Origin of the sequence: Methanoculleus sp. MH98A (assembly GCF_000691865.1) — an archaeon.
Taxonomy (GTDB): domain Archaea; phylum Halobacteriota; class Methanomicrobia; order Methanomicrobiales; family Methanoculleaceae; genus Methanoculleus.
In genome coordinates this window covers 1-6,560 of sequence record NZ_JMIO01000106.1, presented here as the reverse complement: position 1 = coordinate 6,560, position 6,560 = coordinate 1, and the positions used below count along the sequence as shown (strand labels likewise).

The following is a 6,560-nucleotide window of genomic DNA, read 5'->3' as shown; positions in this document are numbered from 1 at the left end:
TTTGTATGCCGGAAAGGGGATTTTTACCCCCTATCACAATATATCACATCAGTATGCTATTATTAATACCTTGTGATAATGGAATCGAGATTCTAACAAATATTCTTGAGAAAGAGACGTATCCAGAAGTCGGGAGGAGACCGTTTACACGCAACAGTCTCCGATAGGTTTCCGACCGTGGAGGGGATTATCACCGAAGAACCCGAACGCATGAACCGCTCCGGCCGACGGCAGGTGCCCGTATAATGCCGGATCCATCCGGAAAATGCATCGAAACGACAGCGATCCCCTACAAAGAAAGATCGCCAGAAATAAGAGACAACAGGTGCATAGAGTACCCGCCCATGATTCTCCCGCCCGTGGTAACTGTTCCCCTTATGATTGCAGCGGCTGCAATAGGGGTCACGCTCATATATGCATCCATCCTGGATGCAAAGGAGCGGCGGGTGCCTCACAAAACCTGGCGCCCCGCACTCGCGATCGCGATCCCGGCGGCCGTCTGGGTATACGGACTGACCATCCTCGCGGACTGGCAGGCGGCAGCGGGGTACCTCGTCCTGGTTGCGGTCTTCTGCGGATTTTTTTACCTCTTCCAGGCTGTAAACCTCTTCGGGGGGGCGGATGCATACGCGCTCATCATCATAACCGCATGCATCCCGTTCTACCCGCTCGAGCCGTTCTTCGGTGCATCACCCCTCGGGTTCTTCCCGTTCAGCGTGCTGACGAACGCCGTGCTCATCAATATCGCGGCACCCGTCGCAATCCTCGCGAAGAACATCCTGGAGGGGAACCGGGCCCCGCTGCCCTGTCTCCTGCTCGGCTTTCCCGTCGACGGGAGATCGATCCAGAACGAGTTCGGTTTCGTGATGGAAGATATCGAAGAAGGGGAGGACGGCAGACTGGTGAGGCGGTTCGTCGGATTTAAGGAATCGCTCGGGCGCATCGTGCGGGGGGAGCGGCGGCTATACACAAAAGATCTCAGGCTGCACCCAAAAGACTACCAGAGGGAACTTTCCCTCTACAGGAAGGCCGGCAAGGTCTGGATATCCTACGGCATTCCATTCATCATACCGATCACGGCGGGATTCCTGACCGCACTGTTCATGGGAGATATCCTCTTTGTAATCATGAAGACAATCGCGGGAATGTGAATAAATATGGAGATACAGTTCAAGGACGGATTGGTGCCTGTCATCGTGCAGGAGAAAAGGACTCGTGATGTCCTGATGCTCGCCTACGCAAACGCAGAGGCGCTGGAACTCACCAGGACCACCGGATATGCACACTATTACAGCAGGAGCAGGCAGAAACTCTGGAAGAAAGGGGAGGAGAGCGGACACGTCCAGCGGATCTCGCGCATCCTGGTCGACTGCGACGAGGATGCCGTCCTCTACGAGGTGGAGCAGACCGGCGCTGCCTGTCATACCGGCCACGCCTCGTGTTTCTACCGGACGGTCGATGGGGAGGAGATCGCCGGATTGGTCTTCGATCCGGAGAAGGTATACGCTAATAAGGGTGAATGACTTCATTACTATGGTGATTTTTTATGAAAATTGTACCCGATACAAGCGTCGTAATAGACGGACGCATAACATCGCTGATAAAAACCGGAGAATATAAGGGCGCAACAATAATCATACCGGAAGCCGTCGTCGCCGAGTTGGAGGCCCAGGCGAATCAGGGGCGGGAGATAGGGTTTTCCGGTCTGAACGAACTCCAGGAACTCTTCCGGATGTCGGGGGAGAATGTTATCGAACTCCGGTTTTCCGGAGAACGCCCCAGCCTCGATCAGGTGAAACTCTCCAGCGGGGGCGAGATCGATGCCCTGATCCGGAACGTCGCGATCGACCACGAGGCCCGGTTCATCACGAGCGACCTCGTGCAGGCGGAGGTGGCGAAGGCCAAAGGTCTCGACGTCACCTACCTGCGGCCGCAGATCGGCGACTTCTCGCCGCTCTCGATCGACCAGTACCTCGATGAGGAGACGATCGCGATCACTCTTAAAGAGCGGGCCCAGCCGGTGGCAAAGATCGGGAAACTCCGGGACACCCGCCTGGTAACCCTCCGGGATGCACCGATGACCGAGTACGAACTCAAGGGCATGGCGCAGGAACTCCTCGAGCGGGCGAAACGCGACCCGGACGGCTTCATCGAACTCGAGAAGCGGGGGATCACGGTCGTCCAGATCGGGTCGCTCCGGATCTCGATTGCCCGGCGGCCGTTCTCCGACGGGATGGAGATCACGGTCGTCCGCCCGCTCGTCGACCTCTCGCTCGACGACTACGACATGGCACCGGAGATCAAGCAGCGAATCCTCGGGAACCGCCGGGGCGTCCTGATTGCAGGCCCGCCGGGGGCGGGGAAGACCACCCTCGCCCAGAGCCTTGCGACGTTCCTCGCCGACAACAACTTCGTCGTGAAGACGATGGAGGCGCCGCGGGACCTGCAGGTGCCCGACCACATCACCCAGTACACGGCGCTCGAGGGCAGCATGACGAACACCGCCGAAGCCCTCCTGCTCGTCCGGCCCGATTACGTGGTCTTCGACGAGATCCGCAAAAGCGAGGACTTCAGCGTCTACGCGGATATGCGTCTCGCCGGGATGGGCATGGTCGGCGTGGTGCACGCCATGGAGGTGCACGACTGCCTCCGGCGGTTCTGCGACCGGGTGGACTACAGCATCCTGCCGCAGATCATCAACACCGTCATCTACGTCGCCCAGGGCGCGATTACGAAGATTTATGACCTTTATCTGGCGATCAAGGCACCGGAAGGGATGCCCGGCGACGTGCATATCCGCCCGGTGATCGTCGTCCGCGAACACGCCCGGCGGGAGCCCGAGATCGAGATCTTCCGCTACGAAGGAGAGACCCTGGTGATGCCGCTCGCCCGGAAGAGGAACACCGGAGAGCCGGCCGCTGCTCCTGCGGAGCCGCCGGTCGTCGCGGCACCGGCAGCAGCGGAGCCCGAGGAGAACGTCACCTGGAAGGTTGCCGAGAAGGAGGTCCAGCGCGAGATCGGGCGGTACACGACCGGCCCGGTGGAGGTCCGGATCATCAGCGACAACAAGGCCGTCGTCTACATCGAGGACAAGGACGTCCCGGCGGCGATCGGGAAGGGCGGCAAGAACGTCTCGGCGATCGTGAACAAACTCGGTATCGGGATCGATATCCGGCCAAAAAGCGAACTCGAGGCGCAGAAACCCGTCGAGGAAGAGATGCAGCTTGCCGGCGGCATCAAGATCCGTCTCGACAAAAAACAACTGACGATCGTATCTCCCGAGAACAGGGGCAAGATCGTGGACGTCTTCGCCGGGAAGGAGTATCTCTTCACGGCAACGGTGAACGAGGAGGGGGACATCCTCCTCGCCAAGAACAGCACGATCGCCCAGGAGATGATCAAGCGCTACAACGAGGGCGAGACGATCCGGTTAAGACCGGTATGATACAGGCCGAACATGAGGAACCAGAATCTGGAGGCTTAGAGTGAGCGGATTAGATATGCAGGGCAACGAACGCGAGTGCATCGCCCGGTGGGAGCACGCGTTCGAGGCCGATCCGGCAGAGAAAGAGAAATATTACCTGACCGTGGCGTACCCGTATCCGAGCGGGGCGATGCACGTCGGGCACGGACGGACCTACATCGTCCCGGACGTCCTCGCCCGTTACCAGCGGATGAGGGGAAAACAGGTCCTCTTCCCGATGGCGTTCCACGTCACCGGCACCCCGGTCATCGGGATATCGAAGAGGATCGCAAACGGGGACACGACGACGATCGGGCTCTACCGTGACCTCTACCGGGTGCCGCAGGACATCCTCGATCGGTTCATCGACCCGATGGAGATTGTCCGGCACTTCTCGGAGGAGTACCGCCGCGTGATGCAGAAGTGCGGGCTCTCGATTGACTGGCGGCGCCGGTTCATCACCGTCGATCCGCAGTACAGCAGGTTCATCGAGTGGCAGTACAAGCACCTGCACGAGGAGGAGCACGTCGTCAGGGGTGCCCACCCGGTCAAATACTGCCCCCAGTGCGAGAACCCGGTCGGCGACCACGATCTCCTCGAGGGCGAGAAGGCCGAGATCATCAGGTTCACCCTGGTAGTCTTCTCCTGGGACGGCGCCAGGATTCCCTGTGCAACCCTCCGGCCCGAGACGGTCTACGGCGTGACGAACCTCTGGGTGAACCCGGACGTCACCTACGTGCGGGTGACGCTTGACGGCGAGGAGTGGATCCTGAGCAGGGAGGCGGCGGCGAAGCTTGCCCTCCAGGACCACGACGTCCGCGTGGGAGAGGAGATACCCGGGACGGCGCTCGTCGACCAGACGGTCACCCACCCGCTCTCCGGCGATGTCGCGGTCCTTCCGGCGACGTTCGTCGACCCGGACATGGGGACCGGGATCGTCATGAGCGTTCCCGCCCACGCACCGTTCGACTACATCGCGCTCCGCGACCTGCAGCAGCAGGGGAAGTACACGTCCATCCGGCCGGTCCCGCTCATATCCGTCGAGGGCTACGGCGAGATCCCGGCAAAGGACGCGGTCGAGCGGGCGGGCATCCGCGACCAGAACGATCCGGGGATGGAGGCGCTCACCCAGGAGGTCTACAGCGCGGAGTTCTCCCGCGGGAAGGTCTTTGAGAAGTACGGCGGCAAACCGGTCCGCGAGGCCCGGGACGACGTTGCGGCGGTGATGATGGAGCGGTACGGCTCCATCGCGATGTACGAGTTCGACAACCGCCAGGTCACCTGCCGGTGCGGGGGGCGGGTCTTCGTGAAGATCCTGCACGACCAGTGGTTCCTGGAGTACAGCGACCCGTGCTGGAAGGAGCAGGTGAAGACCCAGCTCGAGCGGATGGCGCTCGTCCCGCCCGAGGTCCGGACGGAGTTCGACCGGACGGTCGACTGGCTGAAGGACTGGGCCTGCACCCGCCGGGTGGGGCTCGGGACGAAACTTCCCTGGGACCCGACCTGGATCATCGAGCCGCTCTCCGACTCGACAATCTACATGGCCTACTACACGATCGCCCATCACCTGAAAGCCATTCCGCCGGAGAACCTGACGCCCGAGGTCTTCGACTACATCTTCTTCGGGGAGGGAAGCCCGGAGACCGTCGACCGCGAGACCCTCGATCGGATCAGGGGCGAATTCCTCTACTGGTACCCCTACGATTACCGGTTCTCGGCAAAGGATCTCATCTCGAACCACCTGACCTTCCAGCTCTTCCATCACCGGGCGATCTTCCCGCAGGAACTGCAGCCGCAGGGCATGGTGGTCTTCGGGATGGGCCTTTTGAACGGGGCGAAGATGTCCTCGAGCAAGGGCAACGTCTTCCTGCTCGAGGACGCCGTGGAGGAGTTCGGTGCCGATACGGTTCGGATGTTCCTCGTCGGAAGCGCCGAGCCCTGGCAGGACTTCGACTGGAGGAACGAACTCGTCTCGTCGACGAGAAGGCAGATCGAGCGGTTCTGGAACACGGTCGGGGAGGCGAAGGACGCGGCCGGCGCCTACGACATCGATGCCTGGCTCGCGAGCAGGCTCCAGCGCCGCATCGAGAACGCCACCGCGGCACTCGAGGGGTTCCAGACCCGGCAGGCGCTGCAGGAGGCGTTCTTCGGCGTGGAGGCCGACCTGAAGTGGTATCGCCGCCGCCTGCCCGAGGGGGCGAGCGGCGGAGCGGTGATGCAGGACCTCTGCCGCACATGGGTGCGGCTGCTCGCCCCCTTCGTCCCGTTCACCTGTGAGGCGCTCTGGAAGGACATCGGCGGGGAAGGCATGGTCTCCTTCACCCCCTGGCCGGAGGTGGACGAGAGCCGGGTCAGCCCGGAGATCGAGCTCGCCGAGGAGCTCCTCGCCCGGACGGTCGAGGATATCGAGTCGATCATGAAGCTCATCCCGATGGAGCCCGCGTCCGTCAGCCTCTTCGTCGCCCCGGCATGGAAGCACGAGGCCTTCCGGATCATCGCGGCCTCGGCCGACAAGACGAGAGTGGTGCGCGAGATCATGCAGAACGAAGAGATGCGCAAGCGCGGCCGCGAAGCGACCGATGCCGCGAAGCAGATCACGAAACTCGTGCTGAAACTGCCGCCCGACCTCGTGAAACAGCTGCAGGAATCCTCCCTCGACGAGCAGGCGGTTCTCGAGGGCGCACGGGCGTTCCTGGAGCATGAGTTCGGCGTGCCGGTGAAGGTGCAGAGCGCCGAGGTGAGCACGCACCCGAAGGCCTCGGGGGCGTTGCCGTTCAAGCCGGCGATTGTGATTGAGTAAGATACTCACTTTTTTTTAGCCCTTTTTGCGCTTTTGTCCAAGGTCCTAACCATTCTTTAGTGAAGGCGAGGCGAACCGATCGGCTAACGGCAGTTGCCCAACAGAGAACAGGACACTAAGCTCAAACACCAGCAGGTGTTATCTGAAACTGCCAGAATGGATCTTCTCCCGCTTCAGTTCTCTGACTGGGTACACAAACCCATACACGGCTTTCCATTGGCTTCGCACCTTCGGTGCCTCAACTCCGCTCCTACGGAGCGTCGTTCCCCCAATGGCGATATCCCCACGGTCCAGTAT

4 protein-coding genes are annotated in these 6,560 nt (G+C 61.3%); all 4 read left to right on the top strand.

Features of this window, described 5'->3' with window-relative positions; genetic code table 11:
- The first annotated feature begins 377 nt into the window (after positions 1–377).
- From EI28_RS11465 to leuS, 4 genes are read left to right on the top strand one after another with little or no spacing between them, the layout of a single operon-like run.
- The gene (locus EI28_RS11465) at positions 378–1,151 is read left to right on the top strand and encodes an A24 family peptidase C-terminal domain-containing protein (protein ID WP_231476788.1); all 774 of its coding nucleotides are present in this window, start codon (positions 378–380) and stop codon (positions 1,149–1,151) included.
- Between the two features lie 6 nt (positions 1,152–1,157).
- A complete protein-coding gene (gene hisI / locus EI28_RS11460) occupies positions 1,158–1,523 on the top strand; it encodes a phosphoribosyl-AMP cyclohydrolase (protein WP_048114976.1) in 366 nt (121 codons plus the stop codon).
- Between the two features lie 23 nt (positions 1,524–1,546).
- The gene (locus tag EI28_RS11455) at positions 1,547–3,445 is read left to right on the top strand and encodes a PINc/VapC family ATPase (RefSeq protein WP_048114975.1); all 1,899 of its coding nucleotides are present in this window, start codon (positions 1,547–1,549) and stop codon (positions 3,443–3,445) included.
- Positions 3,446–3,485: 40 nt separating this feature from the next.
- Positions 3,486–6,263, top strand: coding sequence for a leucine--tRNA ligase (leuS, locus tag EI28_RS11450; RefSeq protein ID WP_369792291.1), 2,778 nt, complete (start codon positions 3,486–3,488; stop codon positions 6,261–6,263).
- Positions 6,264–6,560 lie beyond the last annotated feature (297 nt).

Excerpts from the sequence above, each read along its gene's own strand:
- EI28_RS11465 (WP_231476788.1), top strand. The coding sequence starts at position 378 with ATGATTGCAGCGGCTGCAATAGGGGTCACGCTCATATATGCATCCATC.
- hisI (WP_048114976.1), top strand. The coding sequence starts at position 1,158 with ATGGAGATACAGTTCAAGGACGGATTGGTGCCTGTCATCGTGCAGGAG.
- EI28_RS11455 (WP_048114975.1), top strand. The coding sequence starts at position 1,547 with ATGAAAATTGTACCCGATACAAGCGTCGTAATAGACGGACGCATAACA.